Below are 22,236 nucleotides of genomic sequence, written 5' to 3'. Positions count from 1 at the left end.
TCAGCGGTTGTTGTGTCGCCGGGGGCAGGGCTGGTAGGACTGTGACGCGCCGTCACCGTCACATGTTCGATTCTGCGGGGGTTCATGTGGTCGCCACGGCCTTCACTTCCTCGCCGCGGCAGCGTCCCGACGGATCGCCCCCAACTCGGCGGCGCCTTCCGGCAGTTGTCCGGCGGGCCGCGCAGCACGGGCTGGTGCTGGCCGCCGTCTCGGTGACCGTGTTGCTGTGTGCGACGGCGCTGGCCGCGCTCGCGGGGCTGGCGGGGAGTTCGGTGCAGGCCGGGGCCGTGCGGCGGCTGGCGGCCGACCCCAACGCGCAGGTGAACGTCAACGCGTCCTACCGGGCCGGGGGGATGGCCGTCGCCGACCGGGATGTACGGGCCGCCGCGGAGCGGGTGTTCGCCGGGGTGCCGCAGCGGACCTATGTCGGACTGCTGGGCACGTCTGCGGTGTCGGTGACGGGGATCGACGGGGTCGTGGGGCCGCCGCGCGGTCCGGGGGGCAGTGGGCTGCATCCGGTCGCGGTGCAACACACGGGCGGATTCGGGGAGTTGGTCGCCGGGCGGTGGCCCGCCGGTACGGCCGACGCACCGGCCGGTGCGTTCACCTCGTTGCCCGATGTGCCGGTCGCCACCGGGTCCACCGCGCCGGTCGACACGGCGGTGCCCGACGCGCTCGCCAAACGCCTTGATCTCAGGCCCGGTTCGCGCCTTCGGGTGCAGGACGCCTTCAGTCGTGCCATGACGCTGCGGGTCACCGGGGTCTTCCGGGCGACCGGTGCGGTCGGGTTCTGGCCCGCGATGGCCGGCGATCTGACCCAGGACGGGACCACCGACCAGGGCCTGTTGGTGGTCTCGGCGGCGGCGCTCAACGGCAGCGCCGTCCTGAACGGGCATCTGACGGCCCACTGGAGTGTGCAGCCCGACCTCTCCCGGCTCGACGCGGACCGCCTCGCCGGACTGCACGACCGGCTGCGCGCGTTCTCCGGCAGCCAGAGCGGGGTGTCCGTGTTCGGCGGGCGGCAGCCGTCCCTCACCGACCTCACCGTGGCCTCCGGACTGCCGGGCGCGATCGACGAGTTGACGGTGCCGACGGTGGCGGCCCGCTCCTCGCTGTACCTGCCGAGCGTGCTGCTGGCGGTCCTCGCCCTGGCCACCCTGGTACTGGCCGCCCGCCAGCTGACCGAACGCCGGCGGGACGAACTGGCCCTCCAACAGGCAAGGGGCGCGGGCACGTTGAGGTTGCTGCGCGGTGCGGCGGCCGAGTGGGCGCTCACCGGCGTACCGGCCGCCCTCGTCGCGCCCTTTCTGGCCGGGCTGCTGCACCCCGGCAGCCGGAGCGCCGACGCGTGGGCGGCCGTAGGTCTGACCCTGTTGGTGCACGCGGCGGCGGTGCTGTTGCCCGTGCTGCCGTCGGCGCGCTCGCGGCCGGCCCGTGGCGCGCGGGCCGCCGCCGCGCAGCGGTTGAGCGCGGACCTGGCGCTGCTGGCCGTGGCGGCCCTGGGGTATCTGGAGCTACGACGGCACCACTCGCTGATCGCCGACGTGGGCACCGGCAGCGCGTCCGCCGACCCGGTGCTGGTCCTGGTGCCGACCCTGGTGGCCGGCGCCGCCGCGTTGTTGTTGCTGCGGCTGCTGCCGCTGACCTCGCTGCTGCTGGACGCGTTCGGGCGGCGTAGCCGAGGGCTCGTACTCGCCCTGGCCGGTTGGCAGTTGAGCCGGCGGGCCGCGCGCAACGCGGGGCCGGTGGTGCTGATGTGCCTGGCCGTGTCGGTGAGCGCCTTCGCCACCACCGCGCTGGCCTGTCTGGGCGGACTGGCGTCCGAGCAGGCCGCGTTCACCGTCGGCGCGGATGTGCGGATCGATCCGTCGGCGGACGACGGTTACCCCTCCGCGGTGCTGGCCGCCGCCTATCGCGCGCTGCCGGGGGTGACCGGCGTGCGGCCGGTGACGCGGTCGACGGTGAACCTGCCCGGCGGCGCCACCGAGGACCTGGTCGGCACGGTCGGCGGGCCCGCGCCCCGTACCCCGTCGCCGGTCGTGCCCGGGATACCGCTGCCCGGGCGGCCGACCGCGCTGCTGCTGGACGAGCGGCTGCGCAGCGACGGCAGCCGGGTGGCGCCGGGGCTGGAGTTGACCGTGCAGGACGCGGCCGGTCTCGTCAGCGTCGTACCGGCGCGGCTGCCCGCCGCCGACGGGGCCCGGCACACCGTCGTGGTGCCGCTCGACGTGGCGCTGAGCGGCGGCCACCCGCGGGCGTATCCGCTGACGGTGACCGCCGTCGCGGTCCTCCCGCAGCCGGGCACGCCTCCCGCGCGGCTGGACCTGGACCTGATCCGGGTCGGCGCGCGGGAAACCAGGAGCACCTCCGACACCTGGGTCTCCCGGCTGCCCGGCAGGCAGGTCTGGTCCGACGGCACGGACCACGCCGCCGACTCCAACGAGGGCGCCTGCAAAGGGAAGTTGACCGACACCTACAACCCCGGCACGCCCGGGGTGTGCTCGATCGTGCCCGGCAGCTCGGCAGTACTCCGGACGACCGTCAGCACCGGCATCCGTCCCTCCCCGGCGATCTCGGACTCCTTCGGCGGTCTGTCCGACAGCGACTACGACACGCTGCCCGGCAGCCAAGTTCGGCTCGTGGCGGGCCCGTTGGACGGTCCGGCACCGCTTCCGGTCCGCGCGGACGCCGCGACGCTGCGCGCCGCCCGCCTGCACGTGGGCAGCACCACGACACTCGACCTGGGCGGCGGCCGGATCACCGCCAGGATCGTCGGCCGCGTCGACGCGACGCCCGGACTGGGCCGTGGACAGGGGCACTTGATCGCTGACCAGCGGCAACTCTCCACCGCGCTCACGCTGTCCGGTGCCGATCGGCAGGACCCCGCGTTCTGGTGGCTGAGCAGCACCGACAGCGCGCGTACGGCCGCCGCCGCCGAGGCGCAGCCCGCGCTGGGCGCCGTCACCACCACGGCACGCACCGCCGCGGCCCTCCAAAGCGACCCGTTCCGCGCCGGGCTGCGCCGGGTACTGGAGTTGGTCCGCTATCTGGCCCCCGGTTTCGCGGTCATCGCCTTCACCGTGCACGCGGTGGTCTCCACCCGGCAGCGCCGCAAGGAGTTCGCGCTGCTCCGGGCGATCGGCGTCCGCGCCGCCGGCCTGTCCGCGCTGCTCGGCGCCGAACAGGTCGGTCTGGCGCTGTTCGCGGTGATTCCGGGGGCGTTGATGGGCATGGGCCTGGCGTCAGCGGTCCTGCCTCTGGTCACGGTGGACGACAGCGGAGAGGCTCCCTATCCGCCGCTGCCGCAGGTCATTCCCTGGGGCACGGTTGCGCTGACGGCGGTGGCAACTGCCCTGGCGATCAGCGCAGTTGCGCTGGGCCTCGCGCGGTTGTTGGCCCGGGTGGATCTGGTGCGGGTGTTGCGGGCGGGGGAGGACCGATGAACCGTGCGGCCGTGACCCGGCGCCTGATCCGCAAGGAGTCCCGCGGTGACCTGCCGATGCTGGCCTGTCTTGCCGTGCTGGTCCTGGTGCTGACGGCGCTGTGCGCCTGGGCCCCCGCCCTCGCGGGCCGTCAGGAGGACCGGGCGCTGCGGCAGCGCGTCGACGCCGCGCAGGCCCAGGCGCCCCTGATCAGCCTGAGCACCACACCGGAGGTCTTCAACACCTCACCGCCCTCCGTGGACATGGCCGCCCTGCTCGCCGCCGGCCGCACCCTCACGCACCCGCTCAGCGGCGCCGCCGCGCGGCACCTGTCCTTCACCGGCGGCGGCAGCTACGACTACGACCCGGCGTCCCTGCTTACGCCCCGGCCGCCGGGCCCGGCGAGCACGAGCACCCAGCTGACGGTCAGCTATCTGCCGTCCGCGCGGGCTCATCTCCGCTACGTCAGCGGTCGCGCGCCCGCCGATCACACACCGCTGACCACCGCGCCCCAGATCGGGCTGTCGCAGGCCACCGCGCGGGCGCTCGGCGTCCGGACCGGCAGCCGGCTGAGCGTGGAGTTCCCGAAGACGCCGGGGGCCCAGAACGCCGCGCCCGACGCGGAGTTGGTGGTGAGCGGGGTCTACCGTACCGAGGCCGCGACCGACGGTTTCTGGACCGGCCGGGAGACGTTGGACCAGCCCTCCCGCTACCAGGCGGAGCGTTCCGCCGGCACGGTGCTCGCCGTGCGCGGCCTCGTCGGCCGCGACGCCGCCGATCTGCTGGCCGGTGCCGGGGTGGGCGGCCCCCGGGTGACCTGGCAGTTGCGCGCCGACCTGTCCGGCGCGGCGCTCGACCGGGCCCGCGCGCTGACCGGGCCGCTGTCCCACTTCGGCGCGGACCTGAGCGCCGCCCTGTGCCAGGGCAGCGACTGGGTCACCGGCGACATCGCCTGTCAGGTCGGCGGCCAGTCCACCCAGTCCCTGCTGGTGACCGACTCCCTGACACCGCTGCTCACCACGTTCACCGCTCAGGACCAGCAGGCCAGGGCCCTCGCGACGTACGCCGTCGACGCGCTCGCCGCGGTCGCGCTGGCCACCGTGGCCGTCGCGGTACGGCTGCTGCTGCGCCGCAGACAGCCGCATCTGCGGTTGCAGCGCGCGCGGGGCGCGTCCACCGCACGGCTGGTCCTGCTGCGCTGCGCCGTGGCCTGGCCGGTGGTGCTGATCGCCGCGCTGCTCGGCTGGGCGGGCGGCGCGTCCCTCGCCCCCACCGGCACCTCGGGATCCCCGCAACCGCTCCCCGCCGCTCTCACCACCGCCGTGGTGCTGCTGACGGTGCCGCTGATGACCTGGCTCGCGGTCCGCGAACCCCGCAGACCCGGCCGACTGCGCCGCACCCGCCGCAGAACCGCCGTGGGCCGACGCCTGGTCCTGGAACTGACGGTGCTGCTCGCGACGACGGCCGGCGTGGCCGCGCTCCGCTCCCAGGGCCCGGACGGAGTCCTGGGCGCGGTACCGATTCTGGTGGCGCTCGCCGTCGTACTGCTCCTGCTGCGCGTCTATCCGCTGGTGCTCCGCCTGGTCCTACGGCAGACCCGACGCGGCCGGGGCGTGGTGGGCTTCGTCGGGGCGGCCCGGGCCGCGCATGACGCACCGGCGACCGGACTGGCCCTGTTCGTCCTGGTGTTGACCCTGGGCACGGCGGTGTTCGGCGGCCTCGTACAGCGGACGGTCGACGACGGGCTGACCACGGGGGCGGCCTGGAGCACCGGCGCGGACGCGAGTGCGACGGTCGCGGGGACCGTGGCTCCCGCCGGCACAACTGCTGTCGCCCCCACCGGAATTCGAACCGCCCTCCAGCATCTGCGCACCCTCGACCTCGCGGGGCAGGCCGACGGCGCGGTGGTCTCCCAGGTCGCCGTGATCACCGTCGATCCCCGCCAACTGACCGCCATCGCCCCGGAGTCACCGCTGGCCGACGCCCTGTTGACCGGACTCGCCACCACCCCGCCGAGAACCCGACTCGACGCGAGCGTCCCTCTCCCCTCCTTCCTCTCCCCCGGCCTGCGGGCGCGCGAGCGCACCGGTGGCTTCACCACCACCGTGGTGACCCAGGGGCAGCCCCCGGTGAACCTCACCCTCAAGCCGGTCGGCACCCTCACCGACGCCGAACTGCGCGACCCCCTCCTCGGCCCGGTCACGGCCCAACTCCCGGAGGGGACACCGATGTTGATCACCACCGCGTCCGCCGATCACCTGCTGTCCGCACAGGCCTCGGGCAGCACGGTCCTGCTTCTCAAGGGCGACGATAAAGGCGACGGCGGGAGCAGTGCCAGTCCTACGGCACTGCGGTCGGCGGCGGCCAAGGCGCTCGGGCCGCTGGCCCGGATCCGGGTTCGCGCCGAGACGCTGAGCGCCCTGCGCGCGGACGGCCTGACACAGGGACTCGGCACGCTCTACACGACCAGCTCGATCCTGGCCGCGCTGTCCGGCCTGCTCGCGCTCGCCCTGGAACTGACCCTCACCTCCCACGAACGCAGCCGCACCACCTCGTTCCTGCGCACGCTCGGACTCGGCGGCAGGGAAGCCGGGGCGATCCACTTCCTGCAACTGCTGCCACTGGCGGTGGCCTCGGCGGTGGGCGGCACGCTGCTCGGCCTGCTCGAACCGCGGCTCCTGGCAGGGACGTTGGACCTACGGCAGTTCACCGGCGGCCCGGCCCAACCGGCACTGCACACCGACTACTCGCTGACCCTCGCCCTCGTCGCCGGCGTGACCGCGCTGATCCTGGCAGCTGCGGCGACCGAGACGGTCCTCGCCCGCAGGCGCCGCCTGGGAGCGGTACTCCGCCTGACCTGAACGCCCTCTGACCTGAACCTCCCCTGGGGCCAGGCCGGTTACTGCACGCGCTCCGTACCGTCAGCGCCATCTGCGCCGTCCGCCTCGGACTTCGCCCGCCGCGCGGCCTCGTCGGGCCATACGCCGATGTGGTCGCTCTCCAGCGCCAGCCGCACCCGCTTGCGCAGGTGCAGGCGCTCGGTGAACTCGCCGGGCAGTTGCAGCCGGCCGCCGGCGTCCAGCACCGCGTACTCCTCGGCGGTGCGCACCTCGACGCCGTCCTCACCGGTGGCGACCCGGCGCAACACCTCCGTGGAGGTACGGCCGTTGCGGATCCGTACGGTGCGCTGGACCTGCTCGGACACCAACGCGTCGTGGGTCACCACGATCACGGTGACGCCCAGTTCCTCGTTGGCCCGGCGCAGGGCGGCGAAGACCTCGTCGCTGGTGGCGGTGTCGAGTTCGCCGGTGGGTTCGTCGGCGAACAGCACCCGGGGCTCATTGGCGTTGGCCACGGCGACGGCGACCCGCTGCTGCTCACCGCCGGAGAGCGTGTCGGGGGTGCGGTCCCGGCAGTGCCCGACGGACAGCAGGTCGAGCAACTCCTCGGCTCGGGACCGGCGTTGGGAGCGCTTGATCCCGGTGTACGTCATCGGCAACATCACGTTCTCGGCCGCCGTGAGGTACGGCAGCAGGTTCCGGGAGGTCTGCTGCCAGACAAAACCCACGGTGCTACGGCGGTAGTCGAGCCGCTCCCGGCGCTTCATCGCCAGCAGGTCGTGCCCGGCGACCTCGGCCGCGCCCGCGGTCGGCACGTCCTGGCCGGAGAGGATGCCCAGCAGGGTGGACTTGCCGGAACCGGAGGCCCCGATCACCGCGATCATCTCGCCCTGGGCCACGGTGAGATCGAGCCCCTGAAGGGCCTGCACCTCGACGCCCTCGGTCTGGTAGATCCGCACCAGGTTCTCGCAGACGACAAGACCCTCCTCGCGCCGAGGGACGGCGGCCTCGGTGGCCCGGCGCCGCAGCTCGGCCAAGTCCGGTGCCCCGGTGGGCTGTTGGTGAACTGCCACACGGTCCCCCGAGGAGATGAAGTCTGCGGAAGTGAGGTCTGCGGATAACGATGTCGGACAGCGGCCAGGGTAGTGCGGGTAGTGCCGAGGACCGACGACACGGTCACTCGTCGTCGACGATCCGCCCGTCGCGGAGTTCCAGCACCCGGTCGGCCAGCGCGAGGAGTTGGGTGTCGTGGGTGGCGACGAGGGCGGTGACCGATTCGCTGCGGACGACGGCGCGCAGCAGGTCCATCACGGTGAGACCGGTGTCCGCGTCGAGCTGCCCGGTGGGTTCGTCGGCGATGATCAGGGCCGGGTTGTTGGCGAGCGCGCGGGCGATCGCGACCCGCTGCTGCTGGCCGCCGGACAGCTCACCGGGACGCTGGTCGGCATGGTCGGAGAGACCGACCAGAGACAGCAACAGGCCGACGCGGGCCTCGCGTTCACGGGCCGGGACCTTCCGCAGGCGCAACGGCACCCCGATGTTCTCGGCGGCGGTCAGGATCGGGATGAGGCCGAAGGACTGGAAGACGAAGCCGATCCGGTCGCGGCGCAGCGCCAGCAACTCGTCGGCACCGAGCCCGGCCAGGTCGGTGCCGTCCAGCGTGATCCGGCCACCGTCCGGGGTGTCCAGCCCGCCGACCAGGTTGAGTACGGTGGTCTTCCCGGACCCGGATCGCCCCCGGAGCGCGACGAGTTCACCGCGCGGCACGCTGAAGGAGACACCGCGCAGGGCATGGACGGCGGTGTCACCGCTGCCGTAGCTCCGGCGCAGATCCTCGACCACCACCATCGCGCCGCCCGGCGTCCCGGCCTCCGCGACAGCACCGCGCCCACTGGCCCGTTGTTCGCTCACACGCCCTCCCCCGCCCCGACCCGGTCCTGCAACCGCACCGTACGGTACGCCCCGCCTGGCCCGCTGCCCCGGCCAACTACCGCGCAGGTCAGGCGAATTGCGCCCTCGACCGTCACGCCGACCCGGCCGCCAGCCGCTCCACCGTCGTGACCGTCTGGTCGAGGATCGTGTCGTAGAGGCGGGCATGGGCGGCGGGCAGCCCGGCGAGGAGGGGGCGCAGGGCGTCCGCCGTGGGGTCGGGGCGGGGGATGTCGTCGAGCAGGGCCGTCATCTCCTCGTCCGGCCTGCGGTACCCCTCGTAGACGGCGTGGCCGAGCATCGTGGACGAGATCAGCGCCACGGCGAGGGCGAGGTCCTCGTCGGAGAGTCCGGCCGGGCTGAGGATCTCGCGCAGCCGGGTCAGGCCGGGGATCCAGGCGGGGTGCCGGGTCGTCGTCATGTACGGCATGAGCTGCGGGTAGGGGCGGAGGTTGGCCTGGGCCGCCCGCATCCAGGCGCGGAGGCGGTCGGGCCAGGGGCCGTCGGCGATGGGGGCGCGCCGCATGGCTTCCAGTACGTGGTCGGCGGTCGCCTGGAGGAGGGCGTCGCGGTCCGGGAAGTAGCGGTAGAGGGCCATGGGGGCGGCGCCGACGACATCGGCGACGCGCTTGATGGTGAGGGAGACGGCCGGTTCGGCGAGCAGTACCTCGACCGCGCCCTCGACGATCCGCTCCCGCGACAACCGGGGCGGACGCCCCCTGCCCCGGCGGCCGGAACCCGTCGCCACCTGCGCCATTCGCTGCACCTCTCCGTCCGCGACAGCCGTGCCCGGACAGGTGAAGGCTACCGCTCCGGCACCTTCTCCAGCCCGCGCCGGCCCACCTCCGTCTATTTTGCGTACGTCATACGAAAAACATGCCAGACTCATTTCGTTCAGCCCCGTGTCGCACGCACCAGCACGCACCCGCCGGAGGCTTCGCCATGTCCGCGTCCAGCTCCCCCTCCCCTCCCGTTCCCGTCGAGGGGGTCGGTTCGTCCCGCTCCGGCGCTGTCGTCTGGGTCCTGGCGCTCGGCGGGATCACCGTCTCGCTGATGCAGACGCTGATCATCCCGATCGTGCCGGAACTCCCCAAGCTGCTGAACTCCTCGCCGTCCGACGCCACTTGGGCGATCACCGCGACCCTGCTCGCCGGTGCCGTCGCCAACCCGGTGGTGGGGCGGCTCGGGGACATGTACGGCAAGCGGCGGATGCTGTTGCTCAGCCTGGTCCTGCTGATCGTCGGGTCCGTGATCGGTGCACTCAGCGACACGCTCGTGCCGATGATCGTCGGGCGGACGTTCCAGGGCGTCTCCATGGCCGTCATCCCGCTCGGCATCAGCATCATGCGGGACGAACTCCCGCCCGAGCGGCTGGGATCGGCGACCGCGCTGATGAGTGCGTCGCTGGGTGTGGGTGGTGCGCTCGGGCTGCCGACGGCCGCGTTCATCGCCGAAAAGGCGGACTGGCACGTGCTGTTCTGGACGGCGGCGGTACTCGGCGGCGTCGTGGCCGCGCTCGTCGTGACCCTCGTACCGGAGTCGGCGGTGCGCAGCGGCGGCCGGTTCGACGTGGTCGGCGGTGTCGGGATGTCCATCGGCCTGGTGTGTCTGCTGCTGGCCATCTCCAAGGGTGCGGACTGGGGTTGGGGCAGCGACACGACAACGGGCCTGTTCGCCACGGCGGTTGTGGTGCTCCTGATATGGGGCTGGTGGGAGCTGCGTACCGTACGGCCGTTGGTCGATCTGCGCACCAGCGCGCGCCGCCAGGTGCTGCTCACCAACCTCGCGTCCGTGGTGTTCGGCTTCGCCATGTTCGCGATGTCGCTGGCCGTGCCGCAACTGCTCCAACTGCCCACGTCCACCGGCTACGGCCTCGGTCAGACCGTGCTCGCGGCCGGGCTCGCGCTGGGCCCCTCCGGCCTGGTGATGATGGCGACCGCACCGCTCTCCGCCCGGATCTCGGCGGCGGCGGGCCCCAAGATCACCCTCATGCTGGGCGCGCTCATCGTGGCCGCCGGTTACGGGCTCGGGGTCGTCATGATGGCCGCGGTCTGGCAGGTCGTGGTGGTGTGCTGCGTGATCTCCGCCGGGGTCGGTTTCGCCTACGGCGCGATGCCCGCGCTCATCATGGGGGCCGTGCCGCTGTCCGAGACGGCCGCCGCGAACAGCCTCAACAGCCTGATGCGGTCCATCGGTACGTCGGCCTCCAGCGCAGTCGCCGGAGTCGTCCTGGCCCATATGACGACGAGCTTCGGCTCCCTGACCGTCCCTTCCCACAACGGCTTCCGCGTGATCATGGGCATCGGTTCGGCGGCGTCCCTGGCGGCCCTGCTGCTGGCGGCGTTCCTGCCGGGGCGGCGGGTCCCGGCGGACGTGGGGGTGCCTGCTGCGGCCTCCGCCGGAGCGGGGGCACGGAGGTAGGTGTCCTGAAAAAGTGTGTCAGTTTCGCCGAAAGTGTCACACTTTTTCAGAGAGGGTGGGGGGGCGACGGCCGTGCGGCGGACAGGGTCCGACACCCCGCCCGCGTCACATACGCCGGCTACGACAGCTGAGCCTGCACCTGGGCCGAGATGAGCTCCAGGTGGTCCAGGTCGGCGAGGTCGAGGACCTGGAGGTAGAAGCGCCGGGAGCCGATCTCGGCGTAGCGGCCGATCTTGTCGACGACCTCGGACGGGGTGCCCGCGAGGCCGTTCTCCTTGAGTTCGTCGACCTCGCGGCCGATCGCGGCGGCGCGGCGGGCGACCTCCTGGTCGTCCTTTCCGACGCAGACCACAAGGGCGTTGGAGTAGACGAGGTCGTCGGCCTTGCGGCCGACCGCCTCGGCGGCGGCACGGACCCGGCCGAACTGCCGCTCACTGTCCTCGATCGAGGCGAACGGCATGTTGAACTCGTCGGCGAACCGCGCGGTCAGCTTCGGGGTGCGGCTCGCGCCGTGACCGCCGATCAGCACCGGGATCTTCGCCTGCGCCGGCTTGGGCAGCGCGGGCGAGTCGGTGAGGTCGTAGTGCGTGCCGTGGAAGTCGAAGGTGTCGCCGGGCTTGGTCGCCCACAGGCCGGTGACGATCGCGAGCTGCTCCTCCAGGCGCGCGAACTTCTCCTTCGGGAAGGGGATGCCGTAAGCCGTGTGCTCCTGCTCGAACCAGCCCGCGCCCAGGCCGAGTTCGACCCGGCCGCCCGACATCTGGTCGACCTGCGCGACCTGGATGGCGAGGACGCCGGGGAGGCGGAAGGTGGCGGCCGTCATCAGGGTGCCCAGACGGATGCGCTTGGTCTCCCGGGCGAGGCCGGCCAGCGTGATCCAGGCGTCGGTGGGACCGGGAAGTCCGTCGCCGGAGCCCATGGCGAGGTAATGGTCGGAGCGGAAAAAGGCGTCGAAGCCGAGGTCCTCGGTGGCCTTGGCCACGGCGAGCAAGGTGTCGTAGGTCGCCCCCTGCTGGGGCTCGGTGAAGATGCGCAGATCCATGGTTCCATCCTGCACGCTCGGGTCCCGGTCAACCCCATCGGTCCCTCCGGCCCATCTCGTGCCCGGTCGGGTGAAATTGCGTCAACCGTGCGCACGGGAGGCGCCCGCGCCAGTGACCGGCCCCGTTGATGATCGTTGGCTCGGGCGGAGCCGGACCGCCCGGATTCCCGCCTCCTCCTCGCCGGGGAGGCCACGGGCCGAGGAGGCCGTCATGTCCGAAGAAGCCGTGCCGCAGCAGGGCGTACCTGCACAACCCAAGGGGTTGTTGCAGCAGATGGAGGAGCTGATGGCGTCCCTGAACGCGGACCTGTCCGCCCTGGACGCGGATCTGCAATCGACGTCGATGGACAACACGGACCGCGTGAAGCGCTCTTAACGTGAAGCGCCCTCAAAGGGGCGCGGGGAACTGCGCGACCAGCCACGACGGCGTCGCGCAGACCCTACAAACCGCAACTCCCCCGCACCGTCACCCCGCCTCCCGCTCCGGTACCGCCGCAGCTTCCCGGTCCGCCAGTCTTCGGAGCATCTCCAACACCCGGTCCCGGGACTCGTCCGCCGCGTCGATCGCCTCCATGCACTGCCAGTACGTCCCCTCGTCATCCGCCGCGCAGGCGATGCCGACGAGGGCGATACCGACCTCGCCCAGCAGGATGCCGAGGCACAGCAGGGCCAGGCGCGCGTCGCCCAGCTCCGTGAGCTGGGCCGCACGTAAGTCCTCGATCGCCAGCACCGGGGTGTCCAGCACTCCGCACCCCCGGCCCGCCAACTCGGTCAACCCCAGTGCCTCGCCCCGCAGTTCGGGCGGCCCGAAGACCGCGAGGCGGCTGCCTATCGCCTGGGCGAGGGCCTGCGCCTGCCACACCTCCGTCATGGTCTGAGACACGTCGCCGCTTCCGGCCAGGGCGCGCCTGCTCGTCACGATGAGCCGCATCGCGTCCATGCGCTGCCCCCGTCATATCCCGACGTGCTGTTCGCACGTCCGCCCGAACTCCCTTGTCCACTACCCAGAGTGAGAGTCCCTGAGACGAAAAGCCAGAGGAAGGCGGAAATCTGTGGACAACAAATCGGTTGCGGACAGATGGATGACTCCGGAGAGTGAAAATGGACGCGCGGACTCCCCCAATCGATCGCCTACGGCATCGATCGCCTGCTGCGCGGACTTGTCGGCTACGACGCCGGAAACCTGCCCTCGTTCCGGTCGATCTTCGCGTCCAACGCGGCGAGCGGGTCGATGCCGAGCACCTCGCACAGTTGCAGCAAGTACGCGAGGACGTCGGCGACTTCGTCCCGCACCCGGTGCGCGCTGTCCGGGTCGTCCATGACCCGCGTCGACTCCTCGGGGGTCAACCACTGGAAGATCTCGACGAGTTCGGAGGCCTCCACGCTGAGCGCGGAGGCGAGGTTCTTGGGGGTGTGGTACTGCTGCCAGTTCCGCGCGGCCGCGAACTCGGCCAGTCTGTGCTGCAGTTTCGCCACGTCGAGATGTTCTGTCACGGGTCCAGGTGTACCACTGTGACCCCGTCGATCCGGGTGGCCCAGGACGCGTCGCTCACCGCGCCGACCAGCCGGATGTGCCCGCGCTCGCACATCCGCGCCGCGAGCCGCAGCAGTTCGGCCCGTTGCCGTACGTCGAGTGCCCGGTCGAGGCCGTCGGCGAGGACGGTCAGGGTCTGCATCGCGGCCGGGACCTCGCCCGGCGGGTCGACCTCCAGCACGCCGGGGCCGGTGAGGAGCACCAACGCGAGGGCCGCGTACCGGAGTTCGCCGTCGCCGAGCCGTTCGAAGCCGGTGCGTAAGCCTTCGCCCCGGTCGAGCACCGCGCGCAGCGTCCCGTCGCGCAGCGGTTCCGCGAGCACGTCGACCACGGGTCCGGCGCATCCGGTACGCACGGCGGTGACGAGTTGCCCGTGCCGTCGCCCGCACTCGCTCCGGGTGCGCCACAGCACGTCGGCGAGGTTGCCGCAGTCCCGCAGCAGCCGCCCGTCGCCGATCGGTACGGCGTCGCGCATCCGCTCGGGCACCGGATCGCAGGCGAAGACGGAGCGCAGGGCGACCACCATCTGCTCGGCGGCGGCGAGGACTTGGCGCTGCCCGTCGGTCTTGCCGGCGACCCGCAACGGCAGCAGGGCGGTACCGAGCCGGTCGTCCGGCAGCGGTGCGCGGGTGACCGGCGACGAGCCGCCCGTATGCCAGGAGGCCTGCACCGTACGGCGCGCCGGGTCGCGCAGCGCGGTCTCCAGGAGGACCAGGCCGCCTGACGTCAACCGTTCGCCCACGATGCGCAGTTCGGGCTCGGCCTGCACGGCGACGTCGAGCCGTACCGGACCCTCGGGCCCGTCCGCCGTGCAGCCGATCCGGAACCCGCGTCGGCGCTGGGCATCGGGCCGGGCGCGCTCCGGGACGCAGGCGACCGGGTCCGGGAACACCGCCCCCACCTCGCCCCCGGCGCCGAGCCGCGCGAGCGCCTCGTACGCCAGCAGCGCGCTCGTCTTGCCGTACCCGCTGGGCCCGGCGAAGAGGGTGAGCGGCCCGAGCGGGAATCCGGCGCCCCGGTGCGTGGCGAACGCAGAGAGCCGCAGCTCGGTGAGGTGTGGCCGGTCGGCGTGCGCCTCCAAACGCCCGGGGTTCATCGGCGCGGGCGCCCTCGACGACGGCGGGGCGACGCCGGCCGACGGCTCCGGCGCGGGCCGGGCCCGGGGCGAGCGGGCTTCGGGCGATCGCCCCTGTGGCGGCACGGACTCGGACGACCGGGAGGACGCGGGCGACCCGGAGAACCGGGAGGAGTCCGACGAAGGAGATGACTGGGGCGAATGCGCTGACACGGTCATATCCGGACCGTAGGCCTCCGCCGTCAGGCGAACCGTTCCGCCCCAGGGACCTTCCTACGATCGAGCGACGGGCGCGCTCACCTCACACTCCCGGGACCCCGGCCCCCTCCATCAACCCCCGGACTTCCGTCCCGGGCGGTGTGAGCAGGAACACGTTCCGGTCGACGCGGGTCATCCCGCTCGCCAGGCCGAAGACGACGCCCGTGCTGAAGTCCAGCACCCGCTTGGCGACTTCGGTCTCCGCGCCGGTGAGGTCGAGCAGCACCGGTATGCCCGCCATCAGGGTCTCCGCGACCTCGCGCGCGTCCCCGAACACATTCACCCGGAGGACGACAAAACGGCGGCGAGGCTCGGTCCGGGCCTCGGGTATCGCCCGGTGGCCCACGGCGGACGGCCAGGCGTCACGCCCCCGCAGCGGCACTACCTGGGCGAGCCCTTCCCACTGTTCGTCGGTGACATCGTGGCTGTTCACCGGCATGCTCCGTCCTGGGTCGCGCTGGCAGTCTGCATCCCTCGATTGTTGCGCACTGTCACCCGTTCGGCCCAACTGCGACACACTCCGCGACAAGATCGGGCGCATCTCACACCGACCCCCGGCCCGTTGTGCACCGGGCGTAACCCCTCATGATCGGGCCGCGTGACCTCGGCGTAACGGGCAATTCGTAGCGTCTACGGCATGACGACGAGCCTCCAGACGCAGCGGGTACGGACGGTCTGCTCGTACTGCGGTGTGGGCTGCGGGATGCTGCTCGACGTCGGCGCGGGTCCCGACGGCAGGCCTACGGTCCTCAGGGCGTCCGGCGACAAGGCGCACCCGGCGAACGCCGGGCGGCTGTGCACCAAGGGCGCGACCACGGCCGAGATGCTCGCCGCACCGGGCCGGTTGACCGGGGCGCTCGTGCGGGGCGAGCGCGGCGAGGAGCCTGCGCCGACGCCTGTGGCCGAAGCTATCGCCGAGACCGCGCGGCGCCTGCGGCGAATCGTCGACGAGCACGGGCCGGACGCGGTCGCCCTCTACGTCTCCGGCCAAATGAGCCTGGAGGCGCAGTACTTGGCGAACAAACTGGCCAAGGGGTTCGTCCGGACGAACCAGATCGAGTCCAACTCCCGGCTGTGCATGGCGAGTGCGGGCGCCGGTTACAAGTCGTCGCTGGGCGCGGACGGGCCGCCTGGGTCGTACGAGGACTTCGAGCGGGCGGACGTGTTCCTGGTCATCGGCTCCAACATGGCCGACTGCCATCCGATTCTCTTCCTGCGGATGATGGAACGGGTCAAGGCGGGCGCCAAGTTGATCGTCGTCGACCCGCGCCGGACGGCCACGGCGGCGAAGGCGGACCTCTTCCTCCAGATCGCGCCGGGCACCGATCTCGCCCTGCTCAACGGCCTGTTGAGGCTGTTGCACGAGAACGGGCACACCGATCCGGAGTTCATCGCCGCGCACACCGAGGGCTGGGAGGCTCTGCCCGGCTTCCTCGCCGACTACGCGCCGGACGCCGTCGCCGCCCTCACCGGTCTCGCCGAGGACGACCTCCGTACGGCGGCCCGGCTGATCGGCGAGGCGGGCGAGTGGATGAGCTGCTGGACGATGGGCCTCAACCAGTCCACGCACGGGACTTGGAACACCAACGCCCTGATCAATCTCCATCTCGCGACGGGTGCGATCTGCCGCCCCGGCAGCGGCCCGTTCTCCCTCACCGGCCAGCCGAACGCGATGGGCGGCCGTGAAATGGGCTACATGGGACCGGGGTTGCCGGGCCAGCGGTCCGTACTCGTCGACGCGGAACGGGAGTTCACCGAGGAGGTGTGGGGCCTGCCGCCGGGCACGATCCGCGCGGACGGCGTGGGCCGGGGCACCGTCGAGATGTTCCGGAAGATGGCCGACGGCGACATCAAGGCCTGCTGGATCATCTGCACCAACCCCGTCGCCTCGGTCGCGAACCGACGGACCGTCATCGAGGGCCTGGAAGCAGCCGAGTTCGTCATCACCCAGGACGTCTTCACCGACACCGAGACCAACGCCTACGCCGACGTCGTCCTCCCCGGCGCGCTGTGGACCGAGTCCGAGGGCGTCCTCGTCAACAGCGAACGCACCCTCACCCTCGCCCGCCCCGTCGTCGCCCCGCCTGGCGAGGCGATGGCCGACTGGCGGATCATCGCGGCCGTCGCCTGCGCGATGGGCTACGAGAAGGGCTTCTCCTACGACAGCGCGGAGCAAGTCTTCGAGGAGATAAGGCAGTTCTGGAACCCGGTGACCGGCTGGGATCTGCGCGGGGTGACCTACGAGCGGCTGCGGTCCACGCCGGTGCAGTGGCCGGCGGCGGAGGTGGACGGGCCGGACCGCAATCCCATCCGGTACGTGGGCGGGGGCGACCTGCGCTTCCCGACCGCCAGTGGGCGAGCGGTCTTTCACGCCCGCCCGCACCTGCCCGCCGCCGAACTGCCTGACGACGACTACCCGTTCGTGCTGAACACCGGGCGGCTCCAGCACCAGTGGCACACGCTCACGAAGACGGGCAAGGTCGCCAAGCTCAACAAACTGAACCCCGGTCCGTTCGTGGAGCTGCATCCGCTGGACGCACGGGAGTTGGGGATCACCGAGGGCGACTCGGTGGAGGTCGCGTCGCGGCGGGGGCGGGCGGTGCTGCCGGCCGTGGTCACCGACCGGGTGCGCCCCGGGGGCTGCTTCGCACCGTTCCACTGGAACGACCTCTTCGGTGAGTACCTGAGCGTCAACGCGGTGACCAGCGACGCGGTGGATCCGGTGTCGTTCCAGCCGGAGTTCAAGGTGTGCGCGGTGTCGTTGGCGAAGGTCGCGAGTGCGGCACCGGCTCCAACACCGGCTCCAGAGAAGGCACTTGTCCCCACTTCGGTAACCCCGGGCGCGAATCCCTTCGGGCTCGATCCCGCCCCGCCGCCCGTCCTCTCCGCGCAGGAACGCCTCTATCTCACCGGCTTCCTCGCGGGTATCGAGTCCGGCGCCCCGGGTGTGCCCACGCTCCCGCCGGACGCGCCCTTCAGTGCCGAGCACGCACTGTGGGTCAACGGCGTTCTCGCCGGCATGTATTCGAGGTCGACGACTCCCGATCCCCCGATGCAACCGCAGCAACAGCCGCAGCCCGCCCGGCAGATAGTCGTCCTGTGGGCCTCGCAGACCGGCAATGCAGAGGAGTTGGCGACGGCCACCGCCGAACGGCTGGGCTCGGCCGGACACCGGACGACCTTGGTCGGCATGGACGAGGCCGATGTCGGCGCGCTCCCCGCCGACGCCGATCTCCTCTTCATCACCAGCACGTTCGGCGACGGCGACGCCCCCGACAACGGCTCCGGGTTCTGGGACACGCTCGCCGGTGAACAGGCGCCACGGCTGGACGGAGTGCGGTTCGCGGTGCTCGCCCTGGGCGACTCGTCGTACGGCGACTTCTGCGGGCACGGGCGCCGACTGGACGCGCGGCTGGACGAGTTGGGCGGGGTGCGGCTGGCCCCGCGCACCGACTGCGAGCCGGACTTCGAGCCGTCGGCGGATGCCTGGCTGGGCCAGGTGCTCACGGCACTGGACACCGAAAGGGCCACCGAGACCGCAGCCTCCAAGTCACCGACCCGGTCCCCCAAGCCCACTCCCACCAGCGCCCGCCTCGTCGGCAACCAACTGCTCAGCCGCCCCGGCGCGAGCAAGGAGGTCCGGCGCTTCACCTTCGACACCAGCGGCACCGACCTGACGTACGAGACCGGTGACGCACTCGGCGTCCGGCCGGTCAACTCCCCCTCCCTGGTGGACGAATGGCTCGCCGCCACCGGCACCGATGCCGCAGCGGTCGTAGAACTGGACGGTGTTGGGGAGTCGACCTTCGCCGAAGCGCTCCACCGGCAGTTGGACATCACCCGTATCACCCCGGACCTGCTCCGCTTCGTGGCCGAACGGGCCCGGGACGACCGGGAGTTGCGCGGGCTGCTGCGGCCGGACAACAAGGACCGGCTCGCGCAGTGGAGTTGGGGGCGGCAGGCGGTGGACGTGCTGGCCGAGTATCCGGTGAAGGCGGGGGCGCAGGAGTGGGCCGGGGTGCTGAAGAAGCTTCAGCCGCGGCTGTATTCGATCTCGTCCAGCCCGCTCGTCGACCCGCAAAGCGTCTCGTTGACGGTGTCGGTGGTGCGGTACGAGGGTCTCAACGGCCGTCCGCGCGGCGGGGTTTGTTCGCCGTTCCTGGCGGATGCCGATGTGGAGGCGGACACGGAGGTACCGGTGTTCGTGCAACGCTCCCCGCACTTCCGCCCGCCCGCCGATCCCGCGACACCGATGGTGATGGTCGGGCCCGGCACCGGAGTGGCGCCGTTCGTCGGTTTCCTGCAGGAGCGGCGCGCGCTCGGGCATCCCGCGCCGAACTGGCTGTTCTTCGGGGAGCAGCATCGCGCGACGGACTTCTACTACGAGGAGGAGCTGGCGGGGTTGCTGGACGAGGGCGTGCTCGCCCGGCTGGACACGGCGTTCTCCCGGGATCAGCGCGCGAAGGTCTATGTGCAGGACCGGATGCGGGAGCACGGGCCGGAGTTGTGGCACTGGTTGCGGGAGGGTGCCCACTTCTATGTGTGCGGGGACGCCTCGCGGATGGCGAAGGACGTGGAGCGGGCGTTGCGTGACATCGCGGTGGCGCACGGCGGGCTGGACGAGGGCGAGGCGGCCGCGTATGTGAAGCAACTGGCGGCGGCGAAGCGGTATGTGCGCGATGTTTACTGAATGAACTGATGGTCACGGCCAGTTGAACAACGCCGTTCGAGTTTGCCCCATTTAGGCCACAACGAGGCCTTCTTACCCCTCTCACACCGGAATCTTCTCGATTGTCGACACCTCGCTCACCAGGCGGGATTAGCGTCTTGTGTCGTGCACTTGGCAGAAACACATCAGGTGGCACCCGGTCGGCGGACACAGTCGGCGGTGTCCGCCCCGGAACCCCCCGCGCAGTGGCACCGCGTCCTCACCCTGCTCGCCGACATCAGTCTGTTCATCGGCGTCCGCTCGGTGTGGACGCAGGCGGCCAGTCATCGGCTCGCCGTGGCGGCGGTCGTCTGCCTCTGCTACGCCTCGATCCTGGTGTGCGGGGTGCTGGCCCTGGTGGTCCGCCGGTCGCGGTCGTTGGCCCGGATCGATCTCGCCGTGCTGGTGACGGCGGTGCTGCTGACGCTGTCCGCGTGGTCGGTGTTCCACAGCGGCGGCGACGAGGCGGTCCTCACCACCCAGGCCGCCAGGGAACTGGTCGCCGGACACCCGATCTACGGCCAGCCCTGGCCGTGGCTCTTCCACCCGAACCACGGCGTCGCCCTGACCCCGACGGTGACCGGCGGCTACGACTACACCTACGGCTATCCCCCGCTGGAGACGCTCCTGACGGCGCCCCTGCTGTGGATCGGGCACGGCGGCGCCCCCGCGACCGCCGTCGCCACCGGTGCGCTGATCGCCGCCGCCGTCCTCATGTGGCGGCTGCTGCCGGTGCCGTGGCGGTCGGCGGCCACCTTGGCATGCCTGGGTCTGGGCCTGCTGCCGACCTACGGCCGTCAGGGCTATCCGGCCGTGCTCGCCATGGCGTTGCTGGTGCCGGTGGTGATCCGCTGGCCCCGGATCGGCAGGGGCGGCCGCCTCGGTCCCGCCGGGATCGCCCAGGCCGCATGCCTCGGGGCGGCCTGCGCGGCACAGCAACTCCCGTGGTTCCTCACGCCGTTCCTGCTGGCCGGGATCTACGCGGTGCGGCGCGGTGAACTCGGTGCCCGGCAGGCCGGGTTGGTGCTCCTGCGGGTCGTCGGGATCGCCGTCACCGTGTGGCTGCTGATCAACACGTACTTCATCGTGCACGAGCCGCGCACCTGGCTGGCGGGCATCGCGCTGCCGCTGACGCAGGGCGCGGTGGTGCACGGTCAGGGCCTGGTGGACATCTCGCTGTACTTCACGAACGGCAGCGACCGGCTCGACTGGTACTCCCACGCGAGCATCCTGCTGGCGGCGGGTCTGCTCGCCGTGTTCGTGCTGTTCGTACGGCGGTTGGGGCCGGCGGCGACCGTTCTGCCGTGGTGCGCCTTCTATCTGGCGACGCGTTCGCAGGACGGCTACTACCTGATGATGACGCCGTTGTGGCTGGCGTCGGCGGTGACCGCTCCGATCACCGAGTTCCGTGACGCGTGGCAGCCGCGCCCCCGACTGCTGTCCGGTCCGCACCGCCGCCCGGCCAGGGTCGCGGCGGCCGTGCTCCTGCTCACGCCCGCGCTGGCGGGCGCGGCCGTGGCGGCGACGGGGGAACCGCCGATGACCATGAAAATCACGGGAGTTCGGCGCGCGGTGTCCACCGTCGTGACCCGGCTGACGGTCCAGGTGACCAACTCGTCCGGCACCGCCCTCACGCCCCACTACACGCTCACCACGGGTCAGGGCATGAGCAAGTACTGGTCCCAGGTGGGCGGCCCGGCGACGCTGCCCGCGCACAGCACGGCGACCATCGAACTCCGGCCGCCCGACGGGACGTTCGTCCTGCCCCACAAGAAGGTCCGCATCCGGCTGCGTGCCTTCACCGCCACGCCGCAGACTCTGTCGAGCTCGGACATCAAGCTGCAGCCGAGGAATTGACGGTACGTCAGGCCGCCGTACGCAGGAAGCGGAGCGTGGTGGTGACGGTGGTCAGGCCGCGCAGCATGCCGAGCTGGTTCCAGCCCAGGCCGAACTGGTCGCGGTCCACGGTGAATTCGGCGTCCAGCGTGAGTGCCTCACCGGTCGCGCCCTTGAGGCGGGCCGTGAAGGTCTGCGGGCGGCTGATGCCGTGGACGGTCAGCTGACCGACGACGTGCACGGTGTCTCCGGTCAGCTCGACGCTGCGCACCGCGAAGGTGATCTCCGGGAACTTGTCGGTGTCGAACAGGTCGGCGGACCGCAGGTGCTTGTCGCGCTTGGCGTTCTTGGTGTCCAGGGAAGCGGCGTCCAGGGTCAGGGTGCCGACCGCGGAGCCGTCGCCCCGGACCTCGCCCTGACCGTTGAAGGTGCCGAAGGTGCCCTTCACATTGACCAGGCCCCACATCGTCTTGTGGCTGATGCCCACGGTGGAGGCGGTCTGGTCGAGCTGCCACACCCCGGTTTCGACGGCGACGGTCATGATCTCTCCCACTGGTTCCAGTAGTCCAAATTTGAATGAGCCTTATGAGCGCCACGCTAGCCCATTATCCAAATCTGAACAACCACCTCCTCCAAAATTGGACAACAGGTAGACTCGACACCATGGCCGACCCTGTTGAGCGCCCCGCCGACCAGCCCCAATGCCCCTCCATGCGGGGCGACGGGCTGCTCCCGCCCGAGCTGCGCGCCTGGATGCTGCTGGTGGCGGCGACGGGCTCGGTGGAGCAGGAGCTGCGCTCGGTCGTGAAGGGGAACCTCGACGTCTCGCACGACGAGTTCCTGGTGCTCTGCCTGCTGGCCGAGCAGCCGGAGGGGCTGCGGATGACCCGGGTCGCCGAGCTGCTCGGCCGCCCGAAGACCCGGCTGACGTATCAGATCGCCTGTCTCCAGCACGCGGGCCTGGTCACCCGCAAGTCCGTCTGCGGCGACAAGCGCGGCATCGAGGTCGCCCTCACCGAGAAGGCCCGCCAACTCCTGCGCGAGGCCTCGGAGTCACTCGCCGAGACGGTCAAGCGGGGACTCGTCCAGTTCGTGGGCCGGGAGCAACGGGACGCGCTGACCGCGCTGTTCCCCGACCTCGCGGCCAACTGACACCCCTGTCGGACCCGGC

Annotated in this window: 16 protein-coding genes; 7 read left to right on the top strand and 9 right to left on the bottom strand. The window is 71.7% G+C overall.

The annotated features are described in order from the left end of the window. Positions 1-62 precede the first annotated feature (62 nt). Complete coding sequence (locus OG588_RS37580) at positions 63-3,443, top strand: FtsX-like permease family protein (RefSeq protein WP_405951107.1); 3,381 nt, start codon at positions 63-65, stop codon at positions 3,441-3,443. After that, positions 3,440-6,283 carry a hypothetical protein gene (locus tag OG588_RS37575; protein WP_405951106.1) on the top strand — a complete coding sequence of 948 codons (2,844 nt, stop codon included), beginning with the start codon at positions 3,440-3,442 and terminating at the stop codon, positions 6,281-6,283. The genes OG588_RS37580 and OG588_RS37575 overlap by 4 nt, the downstream gene beginning before the upstream one ends. Before the next feature lie 38 nt (positions 6,284-6,321). Here OG588_RS37575 and OG588_RS37570 read toward each other — a convergent pair whose 3' ends face one another. The 3 genes from OG588_RS37570 to OG588_RS37560 all read right to left on the bottom strand — a co-directional run bounded on the left by OG588_RS37570 (position 6,322) and on the right by OG588_RS37560 (position 8,948). Further along, positions 6,322-7,335 carry an ABC transporter ATP-binding protein gene (locus OG588_RS37570; protein ID WP_405951105.1) on the bottom strand — a complete coding sequence of 338 codons (1,014 nt, stop codon included), beginning with the start codon at positions 7,333-7,335 and terminating at the stop codon, positions 6,322-6,324. A gap of 103 nt (positions 7,336-7,438) precedes the next feature. Then, complete coding sequence (locus OG588_RS37565) at positions 7,439-8,110, bottom strand: ABC transporter ATP-binding protein (RefSeq protein WP_405953304.1); 672 nt, start codon at positions 8,108-8,110, stop codon at positions 7,439-7,441. Between the two features lie 175 nt (positions 8,111-8,285). Next, the gene (locus tag OG588_RS37560) at positions 8,286-8,948 is read right to left on the bottom strand and encodes a TetR/AcrR family transcriptional regulator (RefSeq protein WP_405951104.1); all 663 of its coding nucleotides are present in this window, start codon (positions 8,946-8,948) and stop codon (positions 8,286-8,288) included. A gap of 185 nt (positions 8,949-9,133) precedes the next feature. On the opposite strand from OG588_RS37560, the gene OG588_RS37555 reads away from it, so the two are divergent. Further along, the gene (locus tag OG588_RS37555) at positions 9,134-10,612 is read left to right on the top strand and encodes an MFS transporter (protein ID WP_405951103.1); all 1,479 of its coding nucleotides are present in this window, start codon (positions 9,134-9,136) and stop codon (positions 10,610-10,612) included. 118 nt (positions 10,613-10,730) lie between these two features. On the opposite strand, the gene OG588_RS37550 is transcribed toward OG588_RS37555, so the two are convergent. Then, positions 10,731-11,654, bottom strand: coding sequence for an LLM class F420-dependent oxidoreductase (locus tag OG588_RS37550; RefSeq protein ID WP_405951102.1), 924 nt, complete (start codon positions 11,652-11,654; stop codon positions 10,731-10,733). 211 nt (positions 11,655-11,865) lie between these two features. Here OG588_RS37550 and OG588_RS37545 point away from each other — a divergent pair, with 211 nt between their 5' ends. Next, positions 11,866-12,030, top strand: coding sequence for a hypothetical protein (locus OG588_RS37545; RefSeq protein WP_405951101.1), 165 nt, complete (start codon positions 11,866-11,868; stop codon positions 12,028-12,030). 90 nt (positions 12,031-12,120) lie between these two features. Here the strand turns inward: OG588_RS37545 and OG588_RS37540 are convergent, their stop codons facing one another. The 4 genes from OG588_RS37540 to OG588_RS37525 all read right to left on the bottom strand — a co-directional run bounded on the left by OG588_RS37540 (position 12,121) and on the right by OG588_RS37525 (position 14,960). Further along, entirely contained in the window at positions 12,121-12,594 is a 474-nt protein-coding gene (locus OG588_RS37540) for a DUF6099 family protein (protein ID WP_405951100.1), read from the bottom strand. Between the two features lie 227 nt (positions 12,595-12,821). After that, on the bottom strand, positions 12,822-13,148 hold the full coding sequence (locus OG588_RS37535; RefSeq protein ID WP_019061111.1) for a nucleotide pyrophosphohydrolase: 327 nt from the start codon (positions 13,146-13,148) through the stop codon (positions 12,822-12,824). Beyond that, positions 13,145-14,284, bottom strand: coding sequence for an ATP-binding protein (locus tag OG588_RS37530; protein ID WP_405951099.1), 1,140 nt, complete (start codon positions 14,282-14,284; stop codon positions 13,145-13,147). Before OG588_RS37530 ends, OG588_RS37535 begins: the two co-directional genes overlap by 4 nt. Before the next feature lie 280 nt (positions 14,285-14,564). Beyond that, positions 14,565-14,960 (bottom strand): cell division protein SepF, encoded by a 396-nt coding sequence (locus OG588_RS37525; RefSeq protein WP_405951098.1) that lies wholly within the window; start codon positions 14,958-14,960, stop codon positions 14,565-14,567. A 198-nt stretch (positions 14,961-15,158) separates the two neighbouring features. Here OG588_RS37525 and OG588_RS37520 point away from each other — a divergent pair, with 198 nt between their 5' ends. Both OG588_RS37520 and OG588_RS37515 read left to right on the top strand, forming a co-directional pair. Beyond that, positions 15,159-19,211, top strand: a complete 4,053-nt coding sequence (locus tag OG588_RS37520) for a molybdopterin-dependent oxidoreductase (protein ID WP_405951097.1) — start codon at positions 15,159-15,161, stop codon at positions 19,209-19,211. Positions 19,212-19,409: 198 nt separating this feature from the next. Beyond that, entirely contained in the window at positions 19,410-21,086 is a 1,677-nt protein-coding gene (locus OG588_RS37515; protein WP_405951096.1) for a hypothetical protein, read from the top strand. A gap of 7 nt (positions 21,087-21,093) precedes the next feature. Here OG588_RS37515 and OG588_RS37510 read toward each other — a convergent pair whose 3' ends face one another. Continuing rightward, positions 21,094-21,606 carry a YceI family protein gene (locus tag OG588_RS37510; RefSeq protein WP_405951095.1) on the bottom strand — a complete coding sequence of 171 codons (513 nt, stop codon included), beginning with the start codon at positions 21,604-21,606 and terminating at the stop codon, positions 21,094-21,096. 122 nt (positions 21,607-21,728) lie between these two features. Here OG588_RS37510 and OG588_RS37505 point away from each other — a divergent pair, with 122 nt between their 5' ends. After that, positions 21,729-22,217, top strand: coding sequence for a MarR family winged helix-turn-helix transcriptional regulator (locus tag OG588_RS37505; protein WP_405951094.1), 489 nt, complete (start codon positions 21,729-21,731; stop codon positions 22,215-22,217). Positions 22,218-22,236 lie beyond the last annotated feature (19 nt).

The sequence above is a fragment of the Streptomyces prunicolor genome (assembly GCF_045162825.1).
Classification (GTDB): Bacteria; Actinomycetota; Actinomycetes; order Streptomycetales; family Streptomycetaceae; genus Streptomyces; species Streptomyces prunicolor.
Note: the sequence above shows the minus strand (reverse complement) of the source record. Positions and strands in the feature narration are given on the sequence as shown.

Coding starts and splice junctions, on each gene's coding strand:
- OG588_RS37520 (WP_405951097.1), top strand. CDS start 15,159: ATGACGACGAGCCTCCAGACGCAGCGGGTACGGACGGTCTGCTCGTAC.
- OG588_RS37540 (WP_405951100.1), bottom strand. CDS start 12,594: ATGGACGCGATGCGGCTCATCGTGACGAGCAGGCGCGCCCTGGCCGGA.
- OG588_RS37550 (WP_405951102.1), bottom strand. CDS start 11,654: ATGGATCTGCGCATCTTCACCGAGCCCCAGCAGGGGGCGACCTACGAC.
- OG588_RS37565 (WP_405953304.1), bottom strand. CDS start 8,110: ATGGTGGTGGTCGAGGATCTGCGCCGGAGCTACGGCAGCGGTGACACC.
- OG588_RS37525 (WP_405951098.1), bottom strand. CDS start 14,960: ATGCCGGTGAACAGCCACGATGTCACCGACGAACAGTGGGAAGGGCTC.
- OG588_RS37555 (WP_405951103.1), top strand. CDS start 9,134: ATGTCCGCGTCCAGCTCCCCCTCCCCTCCCGTTCCCGTCGAGGGGGTC.
- OG588_RS37530 (WP_405951099.1), bottom strand. CDS start 14,284: ATGAACCCCGGGCGTTTGGAGGCGCACGCCGACCGGCCACACCTCACC.
- OG588_RS37580 (WP_405951107.1), top strand. CDS start 63: ATGTTCGATTCTGCGGGGGTTCATGTGGTCGCCACGGCCTTCACTTCC.
- OG588_RS37560 (WP_405951104.1), bottom strand. CDS start 8,948: ATGGCGCAGGTGGCGACGGGTTCCGGCCGCCGGGGCAGGGGGCGTCCG.
- OG588_RS37505 (WP_405951094.1), top strand. CDS start 21,729: ATGGCCGACCCTGTTGAGCGCCCCGCCGACCAGCCCCAATGCCCCTCC.
- OG588_RS37510 (WP_405951095.1), bottom strand. CDS start 21,606: ATGACCGTCGCCGTCGAAACCGGGGTGTGGCAGCTCGACCAGACCGCC.
- OG588_RS37545 (WP_405951101.1), top strand. CDS start 11,866: ATGTCCGAAGAAGCCGTGCCGCAGCAGGGCGTACCTGCACAACCCAAG.
- OG588_RS37575 (WP_405951106.1), top strand. CDS start 3,440: ATGAACCGTGCGGCCGTGACCCGGCGCCTGATCCGCAAGGAGTCCCGC.